Below are 26,711 nucleotides of genomic sequence, written 5' to 3'. Positions count from 1 at the left end.
ATGCTTATAAGCGTATCGACTCGCCCGGTCGAATAAATAAAAGTCTCATACAAATACGCGCCATTTCTTCTGCGCTTTCATGCCTGCCTGTTAAGATCCAGCGCGTAATAACGCCAAGGTACGCTGTTGCGTAAAACGAAATGTAATACTCTACAAAAACGCTCGGATGTTCACGATATTTTTTATGCAGAACAGAGCGCACAATATTGACGCACACCACTTCATTAAGGGCACGTGAAAACGCAGGATCGCCCCCATCCCCTAACAGCGCATGCAGCAAATCACCCTCACTTCCAAGCAAGGCAAACAAGTCGATAAGTGCATGGGGAGGACGTTTTGTAAGTGAACATGCAAACAACTCAGCTACACTCAAACTTGCAATACGCGGCTGAAAAGCCTCAAGACGCTTCAAAACATCCTGCTCAAAATAAGAAAGCAGCTGATCTTTATCTTTAAAGTGATTGTAAAACGTCGTGCGGTTAATGCCAGCTGTCGTACACAAATCATGAATGGTGATAGCGTCAAGCCCATGTTCTTCCATAAGACTAATAAACGCACAGCGCAATGCTTCACGCGACTTAGCGATACGCTTATCGAGAGGAATAATATCACTTTCCGTTACAGCCTCAACACTATAAGCTGAATGGTTCTTACTCACACGCTGCAACGCGTTACTGTACATAGTGTTGGTTTCTGAAAAGGAGTTGTTGTTGCTGTGTTGCATAGGACGAGCACACTCCTTGCTTTGTTGAGGATGTATATACCATCACATAAGCTTGCTTAATATATGCACTACAAAATGGTGTTTAATCGTGTTACCTAGTGGCAAGAATGTACTGATAGGCCGTATACAAAACAATAGTTTGCATGCTTATGTACCTATATTCTAACGCTCTTTTATATAAAAAGAATACCTAGATTAAAAAATATTAAACATTGTGTTGATTATCTTTAGCAAACAAGATCGACGAAACAAGAAACGAAATAAGTATTCTGAGCCAGCGATATTCTATAAGGAAGCGAAAGTCGCCTTATGAGTACGAGATGAGCACTGTTAAACGAGTGCTGTTATATGCGACACGCCAGACAACATGCCGCACACACAACAATAAATGCTTATTCAGCAGCAACAACGCGCGTTACACCCTCTACGCGTTCTTTCAAAATACGCTCGATACCATGCGCAAGCGTCATTGCAGAAAGCGGGCAACCATTACATGCACCCGTAAGCTGTACTGTTACAACGCCATCTTCTGAAATATCAACCAAGGTAGCATCGCCACCATCTGCAATAAGGCTGGGGCGAATTAAATCGAGCACTGTTTGCACTTCATTTTTGTCTATCATACTATTCCTCTCGGCAGTGCACTGTACAGGCACTTCTCACTCGTCTTAGAAAGCGCACGAAAGCCTGCAAACGGTGCTTCGTTACAAACATTACCAGCGCGTTCTTGAAATCGGAAAAATTGTACCACAGCATACAGAACACGTAAGGCACTCCTGTAAAGTGCAACCATTTAGACACTTATTACATACTCAGTACATCAGTGTTTATAAGCAACACATGCTCTATAGAAATATACAAAATCGTAATAGGTCTCAGGTACATAATAAGAAATAGTAACTCAGCATAACGCTCCACAGGACGCAACGCTCTGCAACACCACTTAACTCAGTGTAACGCTCCACAGGACGCAACGCTCTGCAACTCAACACTTCACAGGTCGCAACGCCACTCAACAAGGTGGCACCATAAACATTACCTACTTTTGAGGTAGCTTTTGATTATCGCTTCCAAGAATAACAAGCACCGAACTATGCATCGTATAATATCCTACGTTTTTAACACTCCGCCCAAAGCCTAATAATGACACGACAGCCTTTGCCGCATCCTCATATTGTGGCTGATAAACCACCAATGTTTCCTTAAAAATAGGCTGTTGCGCATTCCCAACCGATACCACTACGCACCCGCACGATGTTAAATAATCGCCTACTTCTTTTGCTAGTCCTGCTTTTGACGTACCGTTTTGCACTTCGAGTGAAAAGCTTGATACATCAACAGTATTGTGCGTTTCAGGAGTTTTCTCAGCGCGAGCATCATCCAAAAAGCTATTGACCATCTGAGTGGTATTTTTCTCGGATACCACAAACGCGCTTTGAGGAGCACTCGTACGTAACTCTCCTACGGTTTCCCCTGGCAATGCTGAAACTTCCCATGTTGACATATCAACACCAGCAACGGCGTCAAGCATAGTACGGATGGCATTACTTGACATATCCGAACGAATATATTTTTGAAGCGTATCAACCGACTGACCAATCGTATGACCATTTGTTTGATCACACAAACGTGCAAAAAGCGATTTTACCAACAATGCCTGATTTTCTGCTTGTGTATACAACGCTTTTGGAAAATTTGTTGCACGCGCCCACACCAATGCATCGTAGCCATCGAGCGTTTGTTCCCCCGCATGAAGAAAACGCCACCCAGCAAAAGGATCGTCAATATCTTTTGGTAACGTAGCAGATAGACCGCCCAAGTTATCAACAAGAGCAGCAAACTGATTGCCTGATACAGAAATATAATGATTAACAGGAACGCCAGTCATAATGGTAACTGCTCGAATAAGCGCATCATCACCTCGCTCAGCAGCACGAGCAAGCGAATTATCTTGACGACCTTTCAAGTACGCAAAATACGGCAAACTGAGAATGCGAAATGTCTGCTGGTTAGTATCAAAACGCGCCAGCGCAAGCATCGATGTATGAGACGGCAAGCCGGTATATGTTTCTTGCGGAAGCGTTACATTAAGCAGCACGGTTGCAACATGCTTATTTTTTTGTGGCGTAAGTGCTTGTTTTATAGCGCCACTTTGAATAGCTTCGTTTGATCGTACAGAAATAGTATAAAACCCATAACCTGCACCAATGCCTGCTCCAATAATAACAATAATCAGCAAAAATGCCACAACGAACGATCGAGCGTGACTGCTGCGCACACGCCGTGTTGCATGTTTTTTAACACGCAATGAAGCACGCTGTTCAGCACGTGAACGCGCATCGAAACTAACCAAATTTCCAATATCACAAGTATCGCTTGTACTCTGTTGCTTTCGTTTTGAGAAATGTCTCCGAAAATAAGAATGAGAAGATGGCGCTGCATGTGTTCCATGCGATAAAGGATTACGTGAACCAAGCGTTTCAGATTCTGCTTTAGTAGCTCGCTTTCCTAAACGCAAATTAAATTTTTTTTGAAACACAGCACATCTCACCCCTCACTAGTCGCACATCTTAACGCGTTTCACGCACGCGCCCAAGCTGTTCAACTTCTCTGTAAAATGCTCGTAGCCGCGGTCGATGTGTTCGATTTTGTGCACAACCGTTTGACCTTCTGCAACAATACCCGCAAGCACCAAAGCTGCACCTGCACGCAAATCGGTGGACGTAACTGGCGCACCTTGCAACGTACAATTACCCTCAACAAGCGCATGATGATCTTCAATAGTGATGTGCGCGCCCATTCGTCGCAATTCAGATCCAAACATAAATCTGTTCTCAAACACATTTTCAGTAATGACCGACGAACCTTGCGCACACGCACATAACAACATAAATTGAGCTTGCAAGTCGGTTGGAAAACCTGGATGCGGCAATGTTTGAATATCAAGTGCTTGAAGTGGTGTTGTACGAGAAACAGTAATTGAATCGGGTGTAGTTTCAATGGTGCAGCCCATAGCTTCAAGCTTCATCAACGCCATGCGCAAAAAGTTCGGATTAACGCCATGCACCGTAACAGGACCTCCAGTAAGCGCTCCACCTGCCAAAAACGTTCCTGCTTCAATACGATCGCCACAGGTTGTGTGCTCACACGGATGCAAATGAGCAAAGGGTACACCTTCTACTTCAATCGTTGATGTGCCTGCACCGCTTACGCGTGCACCCATACTTTGCAGCATCGCAGCAAGATCTTCAATTTCAGGCTCGCGTGCTGCATTTTCAATACGCGTTGTGCCATCGGCACACACAGCAGCCATCAGCAGATTTTCAGTTGCACCAACGCTGGGGAAATCAAGAAAGATTTCAGCACCATGCAAACCATCAGGTGTTGTCGCTTTCAAAAAACCATGTTCAACGTTAAAATGCACACCAAGCGCTTCAAGGCCTTTCAAGTGCATATCAATTTTGCGTGCACCAATTTGACAACCACCCGGCATGGCAACGTGCGCACGCCCAAAACGCGCTATCAGTGGACCCAAAATAGAAATGCTGGCACGCATCTTACTTACGAGTTCGTAGGGCGTATCGTACTTATCAACCGCGTGCGTGTCGATAGTTAAATAGTGATCGTTGCGTGTAACTTGCGCTCCTAAAGCAACCAGTACCTGCACCATTACCGAAATATCTGAAATATCAGGAACATTGCGGATGACGCTTTTACCGTTTCCTAAAATAGACGCAGCAATCAGTTTGAGCGCAGAATTCTTTGCACCTGATACCTGAACACTGCCTGTAAGCGTATTATTTCCTGTAACAACAATAACTTCATTGCTTGACATAGTAACACCTATCTTTTGTGATACTTGCTAGTATACCAGCAAACGAACACGCCACGCACAGCAGCATACGCCTTGTAGGAATATAGAAAAAGAAAAGGCTGGCTTGCATCATGCAAACCAGCCTCTCTCGAAACGTTACAGCAAAAAGGAGTTATTCGCCTAATGAGAAACGAACAAAGCTGTTAATGGCAATTTTTCCGCCCAGCTGTTTAGCAACTTCCTGCGTGTACTCGGAAATCGTTTGATCGGGATTCTTCACGTAATCTTGCTCGCTTAAGCAATTCTCTTTAAAGAACTTCTCAAGGCGGCCTTCAGCAATTTTATGCTGAATAGCTTCTGGTTTACCCGACTCAGCAGCTTGAGCAACATAAATAGAGCGCTCGTGTTCAACCGTTGCGCTATCCACCGATTCACGATTCGCAGACACAGGGTTTACGGCAGCTACCTGCATGCATACATTGCGACCATAGGCTACGAAATCGGCATTCGTAGGATCGATGCCTTCTACGTCGAACAGGGTCAATACGCCAATTTTGCCACCCATGTGAATGTAGGATGTGCATGCAGCGCCCGAAAGTACCTGTACACGCGACAAATTAACATTCTCGCCCAACACGTGAACAGCGTCGGTGATAATGTCGTTTACCATGTCGGTGCCATCGCTTAAACCTTTCAGCTGTTCAACGTCGGAGCAGTTGTGAGCAAGCGCGATAGCAGCAATGCGAGAAGCATACGCCTTGAACTTTTCGTTCATACCAACAAAGTCGGTTTCACAGTTAAGTTCAAGTACAACACCGCTTTTGCCGTCATCGGCAACAAGCGCACAAATAGTTCCCTCATCGGTAGCACGACCAGCCTTTTTAGCAGCTGCAGCCAAACCACGTGTACGCAATACATCTACCGCAGCTTCCATATTGCCGTCAACTTCGCTTAAGGCTTTCTTGCATTCCATCATGCCAGCGCCTGTCATCTCGCGAAGTTCTTTTACCATAGCAGCAGTAATAGCAGCCATCTTATATCCTTTCATTAAAACCTTATAGAGCGCTTATGCCTCAGGAGTTACCTGTTCAGCAGTGTTTTCAGCAGCAACAGGAGCGGCAGGCGCTGGAGCAGCGTCAACTTCCTGAGTTGCAGCTTGCATTTCTTCAGCGGTTACTTGAGTGCCTGTACCAGCAATAACTGCCTCAGCAACAAAATTCGTGAACAGCGAAACCGCACGAATAGCATCGTCATTTGCAGGAATGCCGTAATCGACGTCATCAGGATCGCAGTTAGTATCAAGCGTTCCAACAACGCTTAAACCTAAACGACGAGCCTCATGAACAGCCAATGTTTCACGGTTAGTATCGATAACAAACACAGCGTCAGGCATACGTGTCATTGAACGAATACCATTTAAGTTTGTTTGCAATTTTGCAAGTTCTTTATGCAGTAAAATTTGCTCTTTTTTAGGAAGAACAGCCATACGGCCATCAGCATCCATAGCTTCAAGCTCTTCCATACGCTTTACACGTGAACGAATCGTAACAAAATTCGTAAGCATGCCGCCTAACCAGCGAGAATTTACATACGGCATACCGCAGCGGTTTGCAGCGTCAGCAACAGCTTCTTGAGCTTGTTTCTTCGTGCCTACAAACAGTACCGTACCACCCTTTTTAGCAAGCTGTGAAACAAACGTGTACACGTTATCGAGACCTACTAATGTTTGTTTAAGGTCGAAAATATAGATGTCGCCACGCTTACCAAAGATATAAGGTTTCATTTTTGGATTCCAGCGACGCGCCTGATGGCCGAAGTGCGCTCCTGCTTCAAGCAGAGTTTGAATACTGATTTTTTCCATTGTTACTCCATTCGTTAGTCCTCTGCTGATGGTCAAACCCTCACGCTGCAACTTTTTCAAGCCACGGGCAACGTGAAGTAACACCAGCATGTGTAATAAAAAACAGCCTTTGAATTTTACCGCAAAATGATATAAAAAACTTCACGTTTTTCTGTTTACGCGAGTTTTCCATATAGATGCAGATGTGCAGTTGAACTATGGGGAATAGGATCAAACGTGCGAGGCACGTGTGTGAACAGACAACGGAGCGGGCAGCGACGTGCAAGAGGTGGTGTGCGGGAGCGCGGACGTGCCAATGCAGGTAAATCATAGGAAGCGGGCTCAATCGCACAAAAAGAGGTACGGCGCATTTCTGCATACCGTACCTCTTTTATACTGTTCATCAGTTGCCCGAGCATCAGTTGCCCGAGCATCAGTATTCGCGTGCTAGTGTCCGCATGCTAGTGCGTCACGCGTTTTTGTGTTTTGTAGCGACGCCCCGACAAAATCGACAATCCAATGGTAGTTGAATTATGCAGTAATGAGGACGTTTGCGGTGTAACTATTCCTAAAATACCCAGTGCCATAAACAGCGTATTCAAACCCATAACCTGAGCAAATGAAGTGTTCATGCGCTTCATCAATTCACGCGAGAGCAAAATGATATTGCACAGCGCATCGATATTGCCATTCGTAAGCGTAATATCAGCCGCTTCACGCGCAACAGCACTTCCCGAGCCCATCGCAACACCGCAATCGGCGCAGGCAAGCGCTGGAGCATCGTTTACGCCATCGCCGACCATCACTACACGTGCGCCTTGCTCTTTTAAGCTTTGTACGAAACTGTGCTTGTCTTGTGGCAACAAATTCGCACGCCACTCGGTAACACCTGCCTGGCTTGCAATATGCGCAGCTGCACGATGATTATCGCCGGTCAGCATAATAATGCGCTTCACGCCTATGCTGCGCAGCTTATCAAGCGCGGCTTTCACGCCCGGCTTCAGCGGATCGGTAATACCCAATACACCAACCAATTTTCCGTCAACTGCCAAAAACAATGGCGAGGAGCCTTTCGTTTGTTCATCTATGCGCACACGCTGCGTTTCTGAAATTTCCACGCCTTCATCTTCTACTACGAAATGCTCAGAACCAATAACAACACGCTTGCCATCAAGCGATGACACAATGCCGTGCGCCACGATGTACTCAACATCGGCATGACGCTCGCGATGGTTCAAGTGCTTTTCAGCTGCGGCGTTAACCACAGCACGCGCAACAGGATGCGGGAAATGTTCCTCAAGACACGCTGCAAAACGCAATACTTCTGTTTCGTTCCACGAGCCAAACGCAAGTACGCGCGTAACCGTTGGCGAAGCTTCCGTGATGGTACCCGTTTTATCGAACACGATGGTATCGGCATGAGCAAGCGCATCGAAATAGCGCGATCCGCGCACCGTAAAGCCCATGGACGCACAGGCGCGCATAGCACTTAACACGGCAATTGACGACGTTAAACGCATACCACACGAATAATCAACCATCAGTGCAGCGGAAGCTTTCGACACATTGCGCGTTACCGCACCAACACCTCCAGCAAGCGCAAAGTTCCATGGAACCATCTGTGATGCAAATTCCTCAAAACGCGATTGCTGCTTCGACTTATGTGCTTCAGAATTTTTCACCAAGTCAACCACACTGCGCAAGCGCGTTTTTTCAGGCTCTGAAACCAGTTTGGCAAGAATTTCTCCATCTTCGACCGTTGTACCTGCGAAAACACGATCGCCTGCCACACGTTTAATGGCAAGTGGTTCGCCCGTAAACGACGCCTGATTTACCATGGCGCATCCGCTGACCACTTCTGCGTCCACGGGAATAGCCATACCAATACGAATGGCTATCACATCGCCAACATGCAACTCAGACAGAGAAACTTCCTGCTCAGTGTCCTCAATCACGCGCAGCGCCGTTTGTGGAACGTCAAGGAGCGCGTCAATCAGCGCGCCTTCGGAACGGTTGCGTGTGTAATCTTCCAGCGTTTCACCTGTTTGCAAAAGAAACATAGTTTCAGATGCACAGCGCGGTTTGCCTTGCAAGAACGACACGCCAATAGCACAGGCATCAAGTAATGGTACGTCCATACGCAGGTGCAACAGACTTTTTACACCTTCAAAGAAAAACTGACGATACGTCCACAGCGCACTAATCAGCGCAAGTGGCTTTGGCAAGAACAAACGACGAAGCCAATACATAAGCGTAAGCCAACTAAGCTCTGCTACCAGCTGCGTTGTTTGAATGGTTGTATGATATGGATGCTTCGCACGCATATGCTGAATACTTTCAGGCGTAATAGCATCAAGCGTTGCGCGCAATGATGCAGGTAGTTCGCATACAGCGTTGGCCTTCTTCACAAGGTGTCTGCAAAACGCGCGGCTCGCATCGGCGCGGGCAACGATGGCGCTGGCATGATGACGGGCGCTGTCAGCAGCCACTTCCCCAGCAAGCAGAGGGTGTGCCGTATCGCTTGGCGTATAGCGCAGCACCATAATGCCTGCATGAGGATAAATGTCGCACTGTGTCACACAGCTGCATTCCTTAACAAGGGCGCATAACACGCTGACATCGTCAAGTGGCACGCGCCCTGCAAGAGCAATGCGTACATACCCGGGGAGAGATGTTATAACTGAATATTTCACTCGTTCTCACTCTTACGATAATGGATAGTTACTAATGTGGAAATGTGATGCACTTACTGCGGGCACTTATTTGCTGGCGTCTTTTGAAGCAGCATCGTCTTGCTTGTGCTGAGTACTTTCACAACCGCATCCGCAAGAATCAGTGTGTGCACCTTCTGCGTTGAGGTAACTTGCTTTTGCTACAAGGTCGTCATACTCAACTTTTGCCTGCTCAACCATTGTTTCATAAGAGCTACGAACTTTCATACCGCCTGCAATAGCGCGTACATAAGCCGATTTTGCGCAAGGAGATGTAAGTACTTTCGCGCCTACAACACCTGCCAGAATACCTGCACCTACTAAAAGTGTGTGTTTTGTACAATCCTTCATAATGAGTCCTTTCCTCTTTGTTTTTTGTTGCATCGTAAGCATCCCTTTCCCGCATGCCTACGATGGTGTGTAAACAAGCATAACCGTTACATTTTGCAAAGTCTAGGGTAACTTGAAGCGTAAGATAGGGGCAACTTTTTCCCAGTTCAACGACTATTTTATAACCCCCAGTAAACTAGTTACAAAATGTTGACGCCGCTTGTTTTGTACAAAAGTAGTGTATAGTAACAGTAAGGTTGATTATATGAAGAGAGGAGCTTCTATGAAACACAAAACATGGGCTGTTATAGGTATGATATGCTTAGTCATGTCGTTTGTAACAGGATATCAAGAGTCGCACAAACACGGCCAATAATGCCTGTTCAAGTAAGAATCAATACAAGGGGAAATTGTGAATTTTAACCACGTAGAATTTGAAAAAGCATTTGGCGTATCATCACAGCTTCCCCCATCACAGTGCGCTGAAATTTCCTTTGCTGGCAGATCGAATGTTGGAAAATCGTCACTCCTGAATAAATTATTCAATCGTAAAAATCTTGCGAAAGTATCAAGTACGCCCGGAAAAACAGCTACCATTAACTTTTTTCGTTGCGATGGCATTCGCTTTGTAGATTTACCAGGGTATGGATATGCGCGCGTGTCGAAACAGGAAAAGCTGCGCTGGAGCGAGCTTATCGAAGGATATTTTAATCAAGAGCGCAATTTTGCGCTTGTGTGCGTGTTAAGCGATATTCGCCACGATATAAGCCCTCTTGACGAACACATGATACGCTTTTTGTGCGATGCACACATTCCTTTTTGCTTAGTACTTACCAAAGCTGATAAACTTTCACGCGCAGCTGCAGCGCGTCGCATTCAGAGCTTACGCGAACAGCTTGATATAGCCGATGAGCAGCACATTCTACCAACATCAGCGGCAACAGGTGCTGGTATCGACGCGCTTAAACACGTGCTTGAAACCTGCATACGATAATACGTATCCCCCTATAAAAAAGCATGTGCTTTTTGCATTCTTTGCATGATTGGCATTCTTTGCATTCTTGGCATTCTCAACAAAGCTACCAATACGCTCTCGATAAACTTACATCGATACGCAACCGCTAGAGCGCACCAAATCCTTCATCTTGAATATGATGCAGTGTATCATCGGCCGCGCGCGTTGCAAGTTCATCGCATCGCTCGTTAAATTCATGACCGTTATGGCCTTTTACCCAGCGAAATTCGGCAGTATGGCCATCCAAAGCTTGCAGTAAGCGCTTCCACAAATCAGCATTCTTCACAGGTTTTTTACCAGCTGTTTTCCAATTATGTGCAAGCCACGACTCTACCCAATGCTGCTGAAATGCATTTACAACATACGATGAGTCGCTCAGTATCATAAGCTTATATGGCTGCTGAAGACTCTCAAGACCTACAATAACACCCAACAATTCCATGCGATTATTTGTTGTGCATGAAAATCCTTGAGAAAACACCTGTTCTGTTATGTGCATATGCTGATCGCGTATACGAACAATGGTGCCATATCCGCCTGGGCCAGGATTACCACGTGAAGCGCCATCAGCATATATGCACACTTGCAACACAACGTGCCCCTTACTGCTTGTTAGTTAGTGCTGGTTAGTTACTACTTACTACGTACTGCCTTGTTGTGTACTACTTGTTCGTTACTGCTTATTGGCTGCGACGTATGAGTTGCTTCGTACTTCGCATTGCACCTTAGTTTGGGCGCACAAAGATCATACCCGCTTGAACAGGCCCCTCTATAACACCGACACGCTCAGTAGCAGCATGAATCATACGTCCACCGCCAATATACACACCACAGTGATGGCTATTTACCGCAATATCACCTGGCTTTGGATCGTATACACGCGGCCAACTCATAAAGGAGCGCGCAGTTCCGATACGACCAATACGCCCCGTTACGGCATAACCAACCAAGCCTGAGCAGTCAAATGAATTTGGACCAATAGCACCCCACACATAAGGCTTACCTAACTGAGCGCGCGCACGGTCAATAATAACATTACCAGATGAAGAGCTATATCGAGGCGCAGGACGCGCAGAGGAGCCTCGTGAAGCTGACGATGAACCAGACGATGCGCCATTGGAATCACGAGGAGCCATGCGACGTTGACGTTCAATTTCGCGATTAGCAGCTTCTTGTTGAGCAGCTGCACGCGCAGCTTCCTCTTGAGCAAGCAACTGTTTTGCTTCTGCACTCAAATTGTTATATGTCGACTGCATTTCATTGACAGTTTGCTTAGCTTGATCAGCAATTACTTTTGCTTCATCAGCTTTCGTTTTTGCAAGAGTAGCTTGTTCGTTAAATACTTTATGCTGCTCTTCTGCTTGCGCACGCAAATCTTTTGAACGCTGAATCAAAGCGGCGTCACTTTCGTTGATACGCGTAATCATTTCCCAATTCAGCGTAAACTGCTTAAAGCTCGATGAACCAAGCAATAAATCGAGCACTGACGCAGGGCCACCGCGATACATTGAACGTGCACGGTCATTAAGGCGTTCTTGAACAGCACTTATTTCTTTGGATAGCTGTTGAATTTTGGCTTGGGCGGCATCGCGTGATTTTTCCGCTTTATCTTGAGCCATAAGCGCATCAGTATAATTATTGGATGCTCGATCGAGTTGGTCTTGCATGGCGTTTAAGCGCACAAGCACCGCTTCAGCTTCGGCTTGTTTTTGCGCAGCACTTGGAAGTGCATACGCTACTTCAGATACATGGAAAGCGGCAGCTCCAACAGCCATAAGCGCAACGCTCGCTACACATGCTATAACAATACGGGCCGTATGAGTTCGAATAGCAGAAAGCATAAACGGCTCCTTTCAGGTATATCTTGCTTTATGGTACTTCATATAATGAAACAACAACACTTACACGATACCAGAATAGCAGCCCTAGCTCATATTTTCCTTAAAAAGAACACCCTCACACTTACAGTTCGCGCTGGAAAAAGTCGAAACGCGCAGGTAGTTCCTTTACACGATGCATTCCTTGAGGACAATCCGCAGGCGAACACAACTCGCTCACCGATGCAAAATCATGGTTCCATGAAAAGAAGCTATGAGGATCAAAATTTAAAAAGTCGCAAATCTTTTGACAACCAAACGGCGCGATAGGCTCCATCATAAGGCACGATACCCACAGCTGGTACAAAGCATCATTGAGTGTTTGCAAGCGCAATTGCTGACACGTATCAACACTCGTGCCTGCATATTCTGGCGAAAACGGCACGTGGGTAGCATGCTGTTGAACTGCTTGTTCCTGCAAGGAAGTCTCGTAGGCCACTTGTGTTGGCGTATCGCTCTCTTTTGAAGCTTGCTCTTGTGCGGTGCGCTCGTGTGAGTTTTGCTCTTTTGCTGCAAGCGTACTCATCGCTGTTGCCCATCGTTTATTTGCAGCACGTAAATAACTATCTAAGTGCGCCATAATCGTATGAAGTTCAACTTTAAACATAAGCTCATCATACCGTAAAAGAGCCTGATGAGCCTCGTTAATGACGCATGGTGAAGGAGTGTGAATCGGAACAAGGCACGCGTACGAATTCTTTGCTTCATACAAAACGCTACGCGCCAAACGATTAAAGACATTCGACAACAATGCGCCCTCTTTAAGCACTGGATCGGCAATGCGCGGGTTGTTTTTTTCTTCCTGAGATCCAAGTAAAATTTGCGGCTTAAAACCAACTGACTTTTCGCCAAGCGCAAGTGCTAAGAAATGCGCACGCAAGGTTTCTACAGGATAGTAATCAAGCAATTCAGCAGCGGAAGGTGGTTTAACAGCACCCGAAGATGAAGCTTTCTTGCCACCCAGCAACACGTGGTGATTTGCAATAAGTGTTGTTTGATGCAATGACTTTTGTGCAGGTAACTGATTTCCTGTTTCAAGATCGCAACCCTGCAACGCTTCAAACAGAGCTGGTTGAGCAACGCCATAAAAATACAAATTATCTTGTCCGATAAACTGGTACACGCGCGCGTCATCGCTGCACCAATAATCGCGCCACGAACGGTGTTCTTCCTGTTCATCATGCATGGCTAGATCGCCCTGCGCAGTCAGTGCGGCATGCGTGAGGGTGGCAGCATTTTCGCCATCATCGTTGTGCTTGTACGCAGCGTCGTGTTCGCAAGCTATATTAGATTCACGCTGCTCACAAGCAACCCCATGTGCGCCAGCTGCGCCGCATTCGCGCTGTTCAAGTGCCGCAATAGTAAACGAAACAGGCGCCCACAACGACTCTGGCCAACACCATACGGTAAGCCCCTCAACGCCATCAAGTACTGGTGCCTTAACACCCCACTCAATATTGCCCGTAATGCGGAAAGGAACAAGTGTTTTACCTGTTCTAAAGCGAATTTGATGCGCATGTAAGATATCGCGTGCCGTATCACGCTGCTCGATGGTACTAAAACGCAACTCGAAGCTTTGCTTGCCGTTTTCTGCTTCAATCAGGGTATGCTCAGGCAACTGAGACGCAAGCGCATTGAATGCTTCACGCTCCGAGCACTTAATATACATCACAGGGTCACACAAAAACTCGCTGATCGTTTGTGCAACAACGGCACGTACCTGCGGATTTGCATTGTTTTCTTCAACAAAATTGTCAAGCATGCTGCGATAACGCGGTAAGTCAAAGTACCAATTTTCAACAGGCTTCATTTCGGGAACAGTGCCACTTAAGGTAGAATGTGGTGCAATAAGTTCCTCAACAGCATAGCTATGACCCATGTCGCATTCATCGGCATATGCGTGTTCCGATTTACAACCCTGAACAGGACAACGTCCAACGACCTGTCGACCGTTCAAAAACGTATGCGCTTGCGTATCATAGAACTGATACGTGGTTTCACGCTTTAAAACTCCCTGCTCGAACAAACGCGTGATAAACTCATTGGTGATATGCTGATGAATTTCACCGCAGCGCCCAATGCCACTGCCTTCATATATTGAAAGCGAAATACCATAACGAGAAAGTGCGTCTTTTTGCGTAGAATGATTTTTAGCAACATAATCGTATAACGTACCATTAAACCCCTGTTCACATGCTTTTCTATAGCCCTCATTGATAGGTGAGCCAAAACAGTCTGTACCACTTACAAAAAGCACGTTGCGTGCACCCAAACGATGGCACAGAAATCTACTAAAGCAATCAGCAGGAACAAAAACTCCAGCAATATGACCAAAATGAAGTGACTTATTACCATAGGGCATACCCGCTGTTACAACGGCACGCTTGGGCCACGGGCGAGCATCAAGCTGCTGGCGAAAGCTTGGTGCTTCAGACGAAGATGCATTCATAGGCGCCACGTCATGCGCACGACACGCAGATGATGCAGATTGCTTTTCATCGCACACAGGCGATACCTTATTTGATTTCTGTTGCATTCAGCGATTCCTTAACCGAGCGAAAGACTTCATTAACAGTGCTGTTCACTGCGCGCTTTACTTCGTTTTTAAGCAATGATTTTAATGAAAATAATGAACTATTATCAAGCTCAAGCTTTTTAGTGGTGTACGTCGAACAGTTCGCCAAGGCTGCCGCCGCGCTGGTTGCTTCGGACAGTCCGCCCAGTTCATCGGCAATACCATTTTTAACGGCAGTCGTGCCAGCAAACGGCATACCCGTTGCAAGGCTGCGCACTTTCTCAAGTGGCAAATGACGCCCATCAGCAACATTTTGCAAAAACGTATCATTAAGTTCGTTAATTAAATTGCGGTAATACGTGCGCTCGGCATCGGTAAGTGGACGCGTTCCATAACTTGAGTCTTTCGACTCGGCAGACGCAATGTTTTCTACCGAAATGCCCAGTTTATCGAGCAGTCGTGACAAATCGTGAACCTGCATTACCGTACCGATGCCGCCAATTGCTGTGGTTTTGTTCACGTAAATTTTTTGTGCTTGAGCAGAAATTTCATATGCAGCGCTGGCGTTCATTGAACCGCTTGATACTACAACAGGCTTTTTGAATTCTTTTACATAATGGGCCATTTCTTCACCAGCAGTAGCAGAACCGCCGCCTGAATCAACACGCAACACAACTGCCTGCACCGTGGGATCGTCTTGTGCCTGGTCAAGCAACTTTTTCAGACCTTCGGGAGAAGATGCCGAACCATCATAACCAATCGTTCCGTTAATGGTAATAATGCCAATGTTGTTGGCAGAAATGTTTGCAGTAGCAGGAAGAATAAGCGATGGAATAGCACACAGTACCAAAATTGCAACAATGACCAGTGATATTACCAAAGGCTTGCGTGATTTTTTCTTTTTAGATGGTGTTTGCGCAGATGAATCGTTTGTAACGGACGGAGCAGGCGGAACGGGAGCGCCAGAAGCAGCCGTTGAACCAGCCGAACCAGAAGCGGCCGTTGCACCCAATGCAGCAAAATCAATTGGCGTACCACAATTACCAGCACTAACCGCAGATGGCATATCCGTATGTGATGGCGTCAACGATGCAGAAGACTCTGGCGGTTGCACAGAATTAGTATCAGGCTCTAACATGGTAGTTCCTTTCACAAGCTTGAGGCGTGTTGCATATGCAAAAACATATCATATATACCACGCGCTTAAACGAACGCATCTGCACAACCTACCCATATGGTTTAGCTCATTGCATTACGCATGCAATACGTTATCCATAAGCGCTTTGTACTATCATACCTAACGGTAACACAAAATACTACAACGTTACGGGCTCGCCTTTAGATTGTTGCGCTTTTCTGGCAGTACGTACCAAAAACTCTTGATTGTCGTTTGTTTGCTTCAGCGATTTGATAAGCGTATCCATCGCGCGCTCAGTATTCGACATGTTCGCTAAAATGCGACGCAGCGCCCATACCAATGGCGCTAACTGAGCATCAAGCAACAATTCCTCTTTACGGGTACCGCTTGAAATTGGGTCAATAGCAGGGAAAATACGTCTATCGGCAAGTGCACGATCGAGCTTCAGTTCCATGTTGCCCGTTCCCTTGAATTCCTCAAAGATTACTTCGTCCATCTTTGAACCAGTTTCTACCAGCGCAGATGCCAAGATAGTAAGCGAGCCGCCATGTTCAATATTACGTGCAGCACCTAAAAAGCGCTTTGGTGGATACAATGCTGTCGAGTCGACACCACCTGACAACACACGTCCCGATGCAGGCTGAGCCAAGTTGTACGCACGTGCCAAACGCGTGATAGAATCAAGAAGAATTACTACGTCATCGCCCATTTCAACCATGCGCTTTGCACGTTCAATAACCATTTCGGCAACTGCAATGTGATTTTCCGCTGGCATATCGAATGTCGATGAAATAACTTCACCTTTAATAGAACGCTGCATGTCAGTTACTTCTTCAGGACGCTCATCAACAAGCAAGCACAATAATTTGACTTCAGGATTATTGGCGGAAATTGACGCCGCAATATCTTTCAAAATAGTAGTTTTACCAGCTTTAGGAGGTGATACGATAAGTCCACGCTGACCTTTTCCGATAGGAGCCACCAAATCAATAACGCGCGCAGTGATAGTTTGCGCACCATGCTCCATAACCAGGCGATCTTGCGGATACACAGGTGTTAAGTCGGCAAAACGCACGCGGGAGCTCAGCTGTTCAAGAGCAATACCATTAATGGAAATAATTTTTTGAATCGCAGCGAATTTTTCGTTCGTACGAGCAGGACGCGTTTGACCTACCAGATAATCGCCTTTTCGCAATTTGTTACGCTTGATAAGCGACATAGAAACATAACAATCTGTTTCACTTGGTAAATATCCCTGCGTGCGCAAAAAACCATATCCATCTGCCAAAATGTCAAGAACACCACGCACTTCAAGGAATCCCTCTGCAACGCTGCTTGCTTCAAAAATTGCGTCAACAAGCTGGGCTTTTTTCAAGCCTGTTGCTTCAATTCCCAATTCAATTGCACGAGCGCGCAAATCGGCAACTTTTGCAGCCGAAAGTTCTTCTTTAGAAACGCTCGGTGTACAAACACGCTCTTGTCGCTGATGATACACACGCGTTGTAGGTTTTGAAAGTTGAGGGCGCGTTTTGGTTTCGTTTCTATCACTTGAGGATGTTGAACGATCGAGTGTGCGCTCTTGAAAACGCTCGCTGCGCTCTGATACGCGCTCGTCAGCACGGTCAAAGCTGCGCTCAGGTCGATCAGCGCGCTCAATGCGTTCCGCACGTTCCCCGCGATCAGTGCGACGCTCATAGCGAGATACTACGCGCGTGCGGGGCGTATCACTGTCGCTTAACGAAACAGCAATCTCCCCTTCACCTGCTGCAATAGAACGCGATGTTTTTCCCGTACGTGAAGCTGTGTTTCGTACGCTCGTGCTGCGCGATGTCTCAAAACGTGAACTGTTTCCTTGTTGCGCTGTATCACGTGTTGTTTCTGCACGAAGCGCATCACTGCGTTTAGTGTCTGCATGAAGCGCATCACCGTGCAATGCATCGCCGCTATCAGCAACAAAGCCTATTGCGCGCTCGTACGTTTGAGGAGCACGTGAAGCTGCTGCTCTAAAGCCTGTTTTTTCTTGAGACGCAATGGTTGCATGCGTAGTACGACGCGGAAGACGCGTTGAAATGCGATGATCGTTAAACGTGCTTGTACGCTTAGCGTCCTCATGCGCAGCGAAGCTTTCACTGGCAAGCGTTTCAGACTGTGCACGAGCTGCACTTGCAAATGCAGCACTGGTATGTTTCACAGGAGTGTCTTCACGAAGCGCGGTATGAATGGTTGTTTTTTCCATCGCAAGCGTTTTTTTATTTTTTGATCCTTTTGGCCGACCACGTCTGCGTGGTTTATCAGGTGCAATATCAGCCGTTTGTGATGTTGTTTGATCAGGCGTACCAGAGCGCTCGAGCGATGACACATGTGCGTCTGAGCTTTGGTTTTGCTTCTCTTCTTCGTTCATTACACTTCCTTTATGAGATACCATACCACTATTCACTGGCTTCTACTTTTTTCCAGTCGTTTAAGAATGCTTGCAAACCACGATCGGTAAGCGGATGCTGCACCATTTTTTTCAACACGGCGAACGGAACGGTGGCAATATCGCAGCCCATCAAAGCCGCTTGCGTAACATGATGCGCACTACGAATAGAGGCAGCAATAACTTCAAGACGTTCGCCACGAGCGGTTGAACTAGTAAAATCGTAATTTTCAAGCGCGGATACCACGTCTTGCAACTGCGATAACCCATCTTCAGAAATATCATCAAAGCGTCCTACAAAAGGCGAAATGTAGCGCGCACCAGCACGTGCTGCCAACAGTGCCTGAGGAGCTGAAAAGCACAATGTCATATTCACACGAATACCCTCATCAGCAAGAACACGCGTAGCTGCTAAACCCTCTACCATCGTAGGGATTTTGACAACAACATTAGGAGCAATCGCTGCTAATTTACGGCCATCAGCAATAATCTCATCACGCGTCATAGCAACTGTTTCAGCTGATACTGGCCCATCAACCAAGCTGCAAATGCGCTTGATATGCTCGGTAAAATTGCTTACTTTGCCGCCAATTTTCGCATAAAGCGATGGATTGGTAGTTACACCTGCAAGAGCACCCCAACTTGCAGCTTCTTCAATTTCGTGCAAATCTGCTGTGTCGAGAAAAAACTTCACGACTCCTCCTAACATACGTGGTTATATGAACATACCTGTGCAAACCATACCTGTTCAAGCCCATGAAAGTTGCCTAGTTTACCTAAATTTGAAAATGCAAGAGAGGGTATTGTTCCTTTAAGCTGTGTTTCGCATAGGTGAAAAAGAAGACACACACTCGTTTGTTAAATCTGTGTCTAAAAAGCATGGTAACGCAAAATAAGAACACGTGCAAGCTTTTTTACAACACGCATGAAACATGCACGTATACCGCGTGAAATGACACGCAAAAACACTTCTTTTTCTCTGTATGAAAGAAACCTGAAAGCACGGTGAATATTGGTATCAAAATGGAGGCAAACGGACGCATAAACAGGCTTGCATGGTACAATAACTTGTGGAATTTCCTGCGGCAAAATATATCGTTTTCCCTGAAAACTGCGCCTGCTTAGCAGATGTTCCACACGCAGCACCCCCTACACAAAGCAACTGCATGTATTGACGTGCTATCGAAGAAGGAATAACAATGAGCGAGCAAGATAGTCATTCTCGCACTGCACACACACCACATGACGACCAAGAGCTCCCCTCGTCAAGCGATATAGCTGCACTTACACGCCGTAAAGTAATCATCGGTGGTGGAGTACTTGCGGCGGCTGTTGCAACAAGCGCGTACGCTTTCACACACCAAGAAGTTGAAATAACTGTCAATGGCAAACCAACAAAAATACGAAGCAACGCACGCATCAAAGATCTTATTGCTGCGCTTAATATCCCTACAAAACCTGGCAATTTAATGTCTGTTACGGGCGCTTTACTGCAGGAAGCACAAGGTTACCCCTACTCGGTTGTTCTCAATGGCGAAAAGCTCGATTTTGATGACGCTGCACTGTGGCGCCCTGTTGCTCACCAGCGCATTGAAATTCTTGATGGAGAAAATAAAACCGAGCCATTTACCTCAGAAGAAAGTATACTTGCACCAAAGCTGGAACATCGTCATGGCGATGCAAAGCGCTTGGGCTGCGTAAGCTACGTGACACAATGGCCACAAGCGGGAAAAATACAGAAACGCACCGGCAAAATATCAGGCGAAGTAGTTGAAAACGATGTTATCGTTCCTGCAAAAAATTGCATTGTTACTACAAAACCTATTGTTCCCGATAACAACGGTAAAGGTGTTGGAATTTCCTTTGATGATGGCCCTAGTGTTTACACGGAGCGTTACTTAGCTATTTTGCGTGACCACCACGTGCACGCAACGTTTTTCAATATTGGACGAAATGTTGATATGTATCCTAAGCTGGCACAACAGCTGTTAGCGCAAGGACATCATATTGCATCACATACGTATACGCATCCGCCACTGAACAAACGTAATCAAGAACAAGTGCAAGATGAACTGCGCGAAGCGGCAGCAAGTATCAGCAAAGCAACCGATGTTGCAACCACCATGCTGCGTCCGCCCTATGGCGCTTTCAATCTTAATGTTTGGTTAGCAACAGGTGGCCTTATTTCATCGGAAATTATGTGGACACACGACACATTCGACTGGAAACAACCAGGCGTTGACGCCATTGTCAACCGAGCGCTTGATAATATAACGCCAGGTAGTGTTATTCTTATGCATGATGGTGGTGGCAAGCGCGATCAAGATTTGGAAGCACTTCCTCGCATTTTGCAAGGCCTTAAAGCAAAAGGCTTGCAGCCAATGAGTATTCACGAACTGCTTGCAAGCGATAGCGGTATTCCACGTGAAATTGCCGATGGAGTTGCGCGTATGCCGGAACAGTGCGTTTTGCCTACTGAACTGGCATAGCATGCGTTCAAATGGTGTAACGTGCTTTCGGTGCTGCCTACGTTGTTGTTGCGCGCGAGAAATGCACTATTCGCGCCGCCCAAGCTGCGCCAGCGCACATTCAAGCACATGAGGTGTAAAATCTGCCATAAACAGTGGAATGTTCAATACATCACCATCAAGCGATAAATTATTCAACGAAAAACGTATACGCAATTTTGTATACTGAGGAAACAATTCCTTAAATTTTTTGAGGCTTTTGCTGGTAATATTGGTGTCTGCTTTTACTTCAACAGGGAATATATCATTTTTATACTGAAGCAAAAAGTCAACTTCATACGGGGGATTAGTCTGTGACCAATAATGCAATGTAGAATGTGTTTGCGCTATCAAAGCTTGTGCAACATAATTCTCGGAAAACGCACCTTTAAACTCTGTAAATAAACGATTCCCTTCCGTAAATGCTTGAATATCAAGATGTGATAGACAACGCAAAATGCCCACATCAGCAAGATATATTTTAAACGCCGAACTATCATCATACGAACAAAGTGGAATACGCGGAGCGGTACTACGATATACTTTATAGACCAGTTGAGCATTTACTAACCACTGTAAGGCATCTTCATACTCACGAGCACGAGCACCCTGTTTTACAGCTTTGTAAAGAAATTTTTTATTTTCACGTGCTAACTGAGATGGAAGCGAATTCCAAATTAAAGAAATTTTTGGATATTGAATAGGACTTATATGTTTTAAAAAATCAAATTCGTATGTTTTAACCAATTCTTCAAGCGCATGATGCATAGTTTGCACATTGTGATCAGTAACCCACCTACATACTGGCTCAGGCATACCACCTGTTACATAATACATTTTTAAATACTCAAGCAACAACTTAAAAAATGTATCGGGTATAGGGCTAATCTTATTGAGTTGTTCTAAGTATTCAACTAAATTTGACTGATTATTTGCAAGTAAAAATTCAGTAAATGTCATGGGATACATACACATCATATTTACTTTACCAACAGGAAATGACAGAGGTTTTGCAAGCGCAATACCAAGCAGTGAACCAGCGCATACAACATGATATTCAGGTGCGTTTTCATAAAAATACTTCAACGATGTAATAAGTTCAGAACAATCTTGTATTTCATCAAAAATGATAAGCGTATTATCTGCATTAATTATTTGATTGCTTGCAATTCTAAGGTTTTGTAGAATGCGATGCGGGTCTTTTGAAAGTTTAAAGAATTGCCTAAAATCTTCATTTTCCTCAAAATTAAAATAGGCTACATGTTCGTAACAGCGCGCTCCAAACTCACGTAAGATCCATGTTTTGCCAACCTGACGAACACCTTGCACGATAAGTGGCTTACGATAATCAGAGCGTTTCCACTGCTTGAGTTGCTCAATAATCAGACGTTGCATACGTTTCTCTTTTCAAAAATTAGATTTATGTGATAGAAATCACACTTTTATACATTTTTATGTGAGTATTATCACATAATTATAGCGTTTTGTGTGAGATTTATCACATTTTTATGAATTTGCCCGACGAGCGGGAACGAGTGGGAATGTGTGCATGTGCGAGCCAGATGGCGAAGCGGCATGAAAAAAGGGGGGCAGCGCAGGTGGCGGCGACGGTAGCGCGAACAAGCTGATGGCGGCGAAACACACAGGAGTGCAGGCACGACAAAAAACGGGAAAGGCAGATGCGGAAACGAGCGGATGGTGGCGTTGGTGCGTGCTGATGCTGCGATTTACGAGCGCGAGCAGCATGCGTGTGCGGGTTACACTACAACGCGAGGCCGCGCTTGTGCAGCGCAAGGCGCACACGACGCAGCAACTTCACCAGCGCGTTCGCTTCTACTTGAAACTCACACACCTTGCTATCAACCTCTTGAACAGCGCAATTAGTTACATGAAGCAAAAACTTTAGCCACTCATGATCCGAAAAACTGTGTCGTATGCTTCCGTTGCAATAAAACACATCAAGCAATGCATCGAGTACGGCACTTACCGATGTATGATACGTACAATCGCGAGCTGCACGTATATCAGCTTCAGGAATAGCATGTAAGAATTCCGCTAAAGCAGCACACGCACGAGCAAAATCGTCCGTGTGCTTATAGGCAGGTAAGTTGTAATATAGCGCTTCGGCAAGCCACGCAATAAATGACACACGAAGTGCTTCATAGTGCTTGTGCAAAGTAAGCCACTGATAAAGCTCCTTAAAAGCATCTATTACATCGAGTGGATGTTTTCCTTTATCAGACATAGCGTTTGTGCCACTAAACTCCCGATGCGCAAGCAAAGGCTGCGCGCTGCGAACAATCCGCGTTGCACACACTGCACTCGTAAGCGAATACATCATGTCTTCCGTAAGATAAAGCTGCTGAAAACGGGCACGAAAACGTTCAATCAAGCGCTTGTGCAGCATTTTGTTCCACGGAACATTTTTTACGCATTGGAAAAATACATCAGGACACGTATCCCACACAAAACGCGTACGTGCATCGCAAGGAAGTTCATTGCGATACGGCATTCCCCACTGAACCTCCAGCTCACACGCGCCGCGCTGGTTATAGGTGGTGAAGTTGAAGAGCAGCATATCGGCGTTGGTGCGTTGCAGCGTGCGAACACAGGTGTCAAGCATACGCGCGTGCAAAATGTCATCGGAATCAAGACAGTAAATATACGTGCCCTGCGCATGCAAAAGCCCCACATTGCGCGCGCAGCCGGGCCCCAAGTTTTTTTGCTGATCGGAATTTGTGCTGTTCAGAAGCTTGATGCGCGGGTCGCTTCGCTGCAGCAATTCTACGTATGCACGCGCGTCATCGGGCGATGCATCGTCAATGCACAACACTTCAAAATTGGTGTAGCGCTGCGCTTGAACGCTTGCAAGACATTCACGCAGGTAGGGCATGGAGTTGTAGAGCGGAATGATGATGCTCACAAGCGGTTTTGACGCACCGCATGCAGAAGTATGTGACGTGGGTGCGGCGTTATTAGACAACAACGTGCTCATTGCGCATTATCCTTTCGAAAGCTACGTGCACGTGTAATCATATTACGAACAGCACGTGGTGCTGCAAGCAATGCATTTCCCACGCGAAAGCTGCACGACTGATAAAACTCCTGGTCTTTGGCGTGTAAATACGTACCCAACGCAATAATATCCTCGCTAAACGCAAAACGCTCACGTACCGAAAGGGATGCCAAAAATGCCTGTTTATCGCTCGGGTCAATATCGTGTACCCAATCGCGTGCACACAGCGCACGATACGCAAACAGCTGCTTTGCCAGCGCATCGATAATAGCAGGTGAAAGCACCGATTCATGCCGTGTAACCCAGGTAGTAATTTCACGCATACACACATAATGTCCGCGCACATTGTCAATCGTTCGTTTCGGCTGCACCATCGTTGAGCCCATACGCACGCGGCGCATATACAGCTGCTCATTTAAAAACGACGAACGGCGCGCATACGCAAGGCACATAAACGTAAACAGCACATCTTCGTGAATAATACCCTCATAAAAGCGAATAGCGTGTTTCTCAATAAGATCACGCCGAACCATGCGAAGTGCCGCTTGAGGAAAAAACGCATCGTGCTGCTGAAAAAACGTAAACAGCTCTAAACCAGTTGCTACCTGCGAAAACGATGGCCGGTTAGAAAAATCTTCACGAACAAGCTGGTGCGCTTGTGGCGATTCATAAAACGAACGCGCATTAAAATACAACTCGTCAAGTTGCATGGTGTGCGCATATGCTACCAAATGTTCAAGCGCGCAAGGAACCAGATAATCATCGCTATCAAGCAAAACAACATATTCGCCACGTGCCTGTTCAAGTGCTACATTACGCGCCACACTCTGGCCGCCATGCTGAGGCAGTTGCAAACACGTAAAACGCGCATCACCAGCCGTAGCACGCTGCGCACTCACAAAACTAGCATCTTCAGAGGCATCGTCCACGCAAAATGCTTCAAAATAAGGAAAGGTTTGCGCTCGTAAGCTAGCGATACACTCGTCAATATAGCGCTCGGTGTTATACATGGGAATGATGACGCTTACAACAGGAGCAGACGAATGATTGCTGTTGGGAGTTATTGGTGTAGAACACGACATAATCCCTGATGTACCTCGCTTTCTTGCGTATGTTGTTGCTACGCGCATGTGCATAATGTTGCAATTCAGATCCGTGAGTGCGACCTTGCAGCTTGCATCCGCGAGCGCGTCGTTGCAACTCGCATGTACATGTCGCTATTGCAATTTTTGCGCAATAATCTCATTAAGCAGTTTTGGATTGCCTTGCCCTTTCGTAGCTTTCATGCACTGTCCTACAAACAAGCCCATCAAGCCTGTTTTACCAGCTTTAAATTCTTGTACCTTGTCGGGAAATTGTGCTAATACACCATCAACAATGCCCTCAAGAACGCTGGTATCGGATACCTGCTTTAAACCGCGTTTTGAAACAACATCGTCAACGCTTCCCTCACCTGCTAAAACAGCTGATAGCACTTCTTTTGCTTGCCTACTTGAAAGTTCTGATGCATCAACCAAGCTTACTAAACGCACCGCATCACAAGGAGTAAGCACACAGTACGATTTATCCGATTCAGCCTCATCAATATCGACCGATGACAATTGAGCGAACAGATCGTTTAACACCAAATTAGCAAGCGGTTTTGCAAGCTTTATGGCAGCATCGCCTGCACACGCAAGCGCACTTTCAAAAAACTCGGATGCTTGTTCAACATCGCCAATATGGCGCGCATCATAGGCAGATAAATGGTAATCGTTCTGGTAACGCTGTATTTTTTCATCGGGCAGCTCGGGCAAGCTTGCACGAATATCCTCGATAAACTCATCTGACAAGTTAAAAGGGGCTAAATCGGGCTCGGGAAATAAGCGATAATCATCAGCCGATTCTTTAGTGCGCATCACAATGGTGCACTTCAAGGACGGATCCCAATGGCGCGTTTCCTGATAAATGGTACCGCCCTCTTCCAGCACTTCCGCTTGGCGACAAATTTCATACAGCAATCCATCATGCAGCGACTTAAAGCTGTTCAAATTTTTAAGCTCGGTTTTAGTACCTAAGGTAGTTGTTCCTCGTTTACGCAGGCTAATATTACCATCACAACGCATTGAGCCTTGCTCCATAGAACAATTAGAAATGCCGATAGCCATATAAATTTGACGCAATTTCTGCATGAACAAACGTGCTTCTTCGGGCGTGCGCAAATCGGGCTCGGTAACAAGCTCGATAAGCGGTGTGCCAGCACGATTGTAATCAACAAGCGAGTGGGTAGCGCCTGCAATACGCCCCTCATCACCGCCGATATGTATCATTTTACCTGCGTCTTCTTCCATATGAATACGCGTAATACCAACGTGCGCGCTGTAGCCTTGTTCAGTTTTAACGATGTTCTCAAACTGCTGACCTACCTGCAATGAATTCGCACGATAGCGCTCGTTTACCGCTGCGCCATCAACATCAAGCGTCAAATGTCCACGCATGCAAAACGCAATAGGACCTTGTGTTGTTTGAAAGTTTTTCGCCATATCGGGATACATATAATTTTTGCGATAAAACATTGAACGCTTCTCGATATCGCAATTCGTAGCAAGCCCTGCACGCACAATCGACTGAATTGCCGCTTTATTAGGAACGGGTAGCGCCCCAGGTAAACCAAGGCAAATGGGGCAGGTATGGGTATTTGGTGCTGCACCGTATTCAAGCTTGCAACCACAAAACATTTTGGTTGTTAACGTGGTAAGTTCGGCATGAATTTCAAGACCGATAACAGGCTCCCATGTTTCAAGAATTTCTTCAAGCGTTTTCATG

20 protein-coding genes are annotated in these 26,711 nt (G+C 46.0%); 2 read left to right on the top strand and 18 right to left on the bottom strand.

Annotated features, from left to right (window positions below):
- Window positions 1-4: 4 nt before the first annotated feature.
- From HMPREF3190_RS05010 to HMPREF3190_RS04970, 8 genes are all read right to left on the bottom strand, one after another.
- Window positions 5-658 (bottom strand): TetR/AcrR family transcriptional regulator, encoded by a 654-nt coding sequence (locus tag HMPREF3190_RS05010; RefSeq protein WP_449674525.1) that lies wholly within the window; start codon window positions 656-658, stop codon window positions 5-7.
- Window positions 659-1,116: 458 nt separating this feature from the next.
- Window positions 1,117-1,347: a NifU family protein gene (locus HMPREF3190_RS05005; protein WP_066780976.1), complete on the bottom strand. Its 231-nt coding sequence runs from the start codon at window positions 1,345-1,347 to the stop codon at window positions 1,117-1,119.
- Between the two features lie 416 nt (window positions 1,348-1,763).
- The gene (locus tag HMPREF3190_RS05000) at window positions 1,764-3,263 is read right to left on the bottom strand and encodes an LCP family protein (RefSeq protein WP_066780974.1); all 1,500 of its coding nucleotides are present in this window, start codon (window positions 3,261-3,263) and stop codon (window positions 1,764-1,766) included.
- 18 nt (window positions 3,264-3,281) lie between these two features.
- The gene (gene murA, locus HMPREF3190_RS04995) at window positions 3,282-4,559 is read right to left on the bottom strand and encodes a UDP-N-acetylglucosamine 1-carboxyvinyltransferase (RefSeq protein ID WP_066780972.1); all 1,278 of its coding nucleotides are present in this window, start codon (window positions 4,557-4,559) and stop codon (window positions 3,282-3,284) included.
- A 151-nt stretch (window positions 4,560-4,710) separates the two neighbouring features.
- Complete coding sequence (gene tsf / locus HMPREF3190_RS04990) at window positions 4,711-5,571, bottom strand: translation elongation factor Ts (RefSeq protein WP_066780970.1); 861 nt, start codon at window positions 5,569-5,571, stop codon at window positions 4,711-4,713.
- 33 nt (window positions 5,572-5,604) lie between these two features.
- The gene (rpsB, locus tag HMPREF3190_RS04985; RefSeq protein ID WP_066780968.1) at window positions 5,605-6,399 is read right to left on the bottom strand and encodes a 30S ribosomal protein S2; all 795 of its coding nucleotides are present in this window, start codon (window positions 6,397-6,399) and stop codon (window positions 5,605-5,607) included.
- A gap of 440 nt (window positions 6,400-6,839) precedes the next feature.
- The gene (locus tag HMPREF3190_RS04975) at window positions 6,840-8,957 is read right to left on the bottom strand and encodes a heavy metal translocating P-type ATPase (protein WP_066780964.1); all 2,118 of its coding nucleotides are present in this window, start codon (window positions 8,955-8,957) and stop codon (window positions 6,840-6,842) included.
- Window positions 8,958-9,137: 180 nt separating this feature from the next.
- Window positions 9,138-9,440: a DUF6110 family protein gene (locus HMPREF3190_RS04970; protein ID WP_449676255.1), complete on the bottom strand. Its 303-nt coding sequence runs from the start codon at window positions 9,438-9,440 to the stop codon at window positions 9,138-9,140.
- A 391-nt stretch (window positions 9,441-9,831) separates the two neighbouring features.
- Here HMPREF3190_RS04970 and yihA point away from each other — a divergent pair, with 391 nt between their 5' ends.
- Window positions 9,832-10,413: a ribosome biogenesis GTP-binding protein YihA/YsxC gene (gene yihA / locus HMPREF3190_RS04965; protein ID WP_066780962.1), complete on the top strand. Its 582-nt coding sequence runs from the start codon at window positions 9,832-9,834 to the stop codon at window positions 10,411-10,413.
- A gap of 127 nt (window positions 10,414-10,540) precedes the next feature.
- On the opposite strand, the gene rnhA is transcribed toward yihA, so the two are convergent.
- From rnhA to fsa, 6 genes are all read right to left on the bottom strand, one after another.
- Entirely contained in the window at window positions 10,541-11,026 is a 486-nt protein-coding gene (gene rnhA / locus HMPREF3190_RS04960; RefSeq protein ID WP_449674541.1) for a ribonuclease HI, read from the bottom strand.
- A 133-nt stretch (window positions 11,027-11,159) separates the two neighbouring features.
- On the bottom strand, window positions 11,160-12,275 hold the full coding sequence (locus HMPREF3190_RS04955; protein ID WP_066780960.1) for a coiled-coil domain-containing protein: 1,116 nt from the start codon (window positions 12,273-12,275) through the stop codon (window positions 11,160-11,162).
- Window positions 12,276-12,396: 121 nt separating this feature from the next.
- Entirely contained in the window at window positions 12,397-14,760 is a 2,364-nt protein-coding gene (locus tag HMPREF3190_RS07660) for a class I tRNA ligase family protein (protein WP_066781302.1), read from the bottom strand.
- A 67-nt stretch (window positions 14,761-14,827) separates the two neighbouring features.
- A complete protein-coding gene (gene sppA, locus HMPREF3190_RS04945; protein ID WP_066780958.1) occupies window positions 14,828-15,964 on the bottom strand; it encodes a signal peptide peptidase SppA in 1,137 nt (378 codons plus the stop codon).
- Window positions 15,965-16,142: 178 nt separating this feature from the next.
- Window positions 16,143-18,365, bottom strand: coding sequence for a transcription termination factor Rho (gene rho / locus HMPREF3190_RS07655; RefSeq protein WP_449676252.1), 2,223 nt, complete (start codon window positions 18,363-18,365; stop codon window positions 16,143-16,145).
- Window positions 18,366-18,393: 28 nt separating this feature from the next.
- A complete protein-coding gene (fsa, locus tag HMPREF3190_RS04935) occupies window positions 18,394-19,077 on the bottom strand; it encodes a fructose-6-phosphate aldolase (RefSeq protein ID WP_066780956.1) in 684 nt (227 codons plus the stop codon).
- 505 nt (window positions 19,078-19,582) lie between these two features.
- Here fsa and HMPREF3190_RS04925 point away from each other — a divergent pair.
- Window positions 19,583-20,872, top strand: a complete 1,290-nt coding sequence (locus HMPREF3190_RS04925; RefSeq protein ID WP_066780952.1) for a polysaccharide deacetylase family protein — start codon at window positions 19,583-19,585, stop codon at window positions 20,870-20,872.
- A 66-nt stretch (window positions 20,873-20,938) separates the two neighbouring features.
- Here HMPREF3190_RS04925 and HMPREF3190_RS04920 read toward each other — a convergent pair whose 3' ends face one another.
- From HMPREF3190_RS04920 to gatB, 4 genes are all read right to left on the bottom strand, one after another.
- Complete coding sequence (locus tag HMPREF3190_RS04920) at window positions 20,939-22,285, bottom strand: ATP-binding protein (RefSeq protein ID WP_066780946.1); 1,347 nt, start codon at window positions 22,283-22,285, stop codon at window positions 20,939-20,941.
- 367 nt (window positions 22,286-22,652) lie between these two features.
- Window positions 22,653-23,885, bottom strand: coding sequence for a glycosyltransferase family 2 protein (locus HMPREF3190_RS04915; RefSeq protein ID WP_066780944.1), 1,233 nt, complete (start codon window positions 23,883-23,885; stop codon window positions 22,653-22,655).
- Complete coding sequence (locus tag HMPREF3190_RS04910; RefSeq protein WP_449676250.1) at window positions 23,882-24,988, bottom strand: glycosyltransferase family 2 protein; 1,107 nt, start codon at window positions 24,986-24,988, stop codon at window positions 23,882-23,884. The genes HMPREF3190_RS04915 and HMPREF3190_RS04910 overlap by 4 nt, the downstream gene beginning before the upstream one ends.
- 135 nt (window positions 24,989-25,123) lie before the next feature.
- The gene (gene gatB, locus HMPREF3190_RS04905) at window positions 25,124-26,710 is read right to left on the bottom strand and encodes an Asp-tRNA(Asn)/Glu-tRNA(Gln) amidotransferase subunit GatB (protein ID WP_066780940.1); all 1,587 of its coding nucleotides are present in this window, start codon (window positions 26,708-26,710) and stop codon (window positions 25,124-25,126) included.
- Window position 26,711: the final 1 nt, after the last annotated feature.

Origin of the sequence: Umbribacter vaginalis (assembly GCA_001552935.1) — a bacterium.
Taxonomy (GTDB): Bacteria; Actinomycetota; Coriobacteriia; order Coriobacteriales; family Eggerthellaceae; genus Berryella; species Berryella vaginalis.
Note: the sequence above shows the minus strand (reverse complement) of the source record. Positions and strands in the feature narration are given on the sequence as shown.

What these genes read in the sequence shown, in the direction of transcription:
- rpsB (WP_066780968.1), bottom strand. Translation starts at nt 6,399, where the DNA reads ATGGAAAAAATCAGTATTCAAACTCTGCTTGAAGCAGGAGCGCACTTC.
- murA (WP_066780972.1), bottom strand. Translation starts at nt 4,559, where the DNA reads ATGTCAAGCAATGAAGTTATTGTTGTTACAGGAAATAATACGCTTACA.
- HMPREF3190_RS04925 (WP_066780952.1), top strand. Translation starts at nt 19,583, where the DNA reads ATGAGCGAGCAAGATAGTCATTCTCGCACTGCACACACACCACATGAC.
- HMPREF3190_RS04970 (WP_449676255.1), bottom strand. Translation starts at nt 9,440, where the DNA reads ATGAAGGATTGTACAAAACACACACTTTTAGTAGGTGCAGGTATTCTG.
- HMPREF3190_RS04955 (WP_066780960.1), bottom strand. Translation starts at nt 12,275, where the DNA reads ATGCTTTCTGCTATTCGAACTCATACGGCCCGTATTGTTATAGCATGT.
- HMPREF3190_RS04915 (WP_066780944.1), bottom strand. Translation starts at nt 23,885, where the DNA reads ATGAGCACGTTGTTGTCTAATAACGCCGCACCCACGTCACATACTTCT.
- HMPREF3190_RS05005 (WP_066780976.1), bottom strand. Translation starts at nt 1,347, where the DNA reads ATGATAGACAAAAATGAAGTGCAAACAGTGCTCGATTTAATTCGCCCC.
- HMPREF3190_RS04910 (WP_449676250.1), bottom strand. Translation starts at nt 24,988, where the DNA reads ATGTCGTGTTCTACACCAATAACTCCCAACAGCAATCATTCGTCTGCT.
- HMPREF3190_RS07660 (WP_066781302.1), bottom strand. Translation starts at nt 14,760, where the DNA reads ATGAATGCATCTTCGTCTGAAGCACCAAGCTTTCGCCAGCAGCTTGAT.
- HMPREF3190_RS04920 (WP_066780946.1), bottom strand. Translation starts at nt 22,285, where the DNA reads ATGCAACGTCTGATTATTGAGCAACTCAAGCAGTGGAAACGCTCTGAT.
- sppA (WP_066780958.1), bottom strand. Translation starts at nt 15,964, where the DNA reads ATGTTAGAGCCTGATACTAATTCTGTGCAACCGCCAGAGTCTTCTGCA.
- rho (WP_449676252.1), bottom strand. Translation starts at nt 18,365, where the DNA reads ATGAACGAAGAAGAGAAGCAAAACCAAAGCTCAGACGCACATGTGTCA.
- tsf (WP_066780970.1), bottom strand. Translation starts at nt 5,571, where the DNA reads ATGGCTGCTATTACTGCTGCTATGGTAAAAGAACTTCGCGAGATGACA.
- gatB (WP_066780940.1), bottom strand. Translation starts at nt 26,710, where the DNA reads ATGAAAACGCTTGAAGAAATTCTTGAAACATGGGAGCCTGTTATCGGT.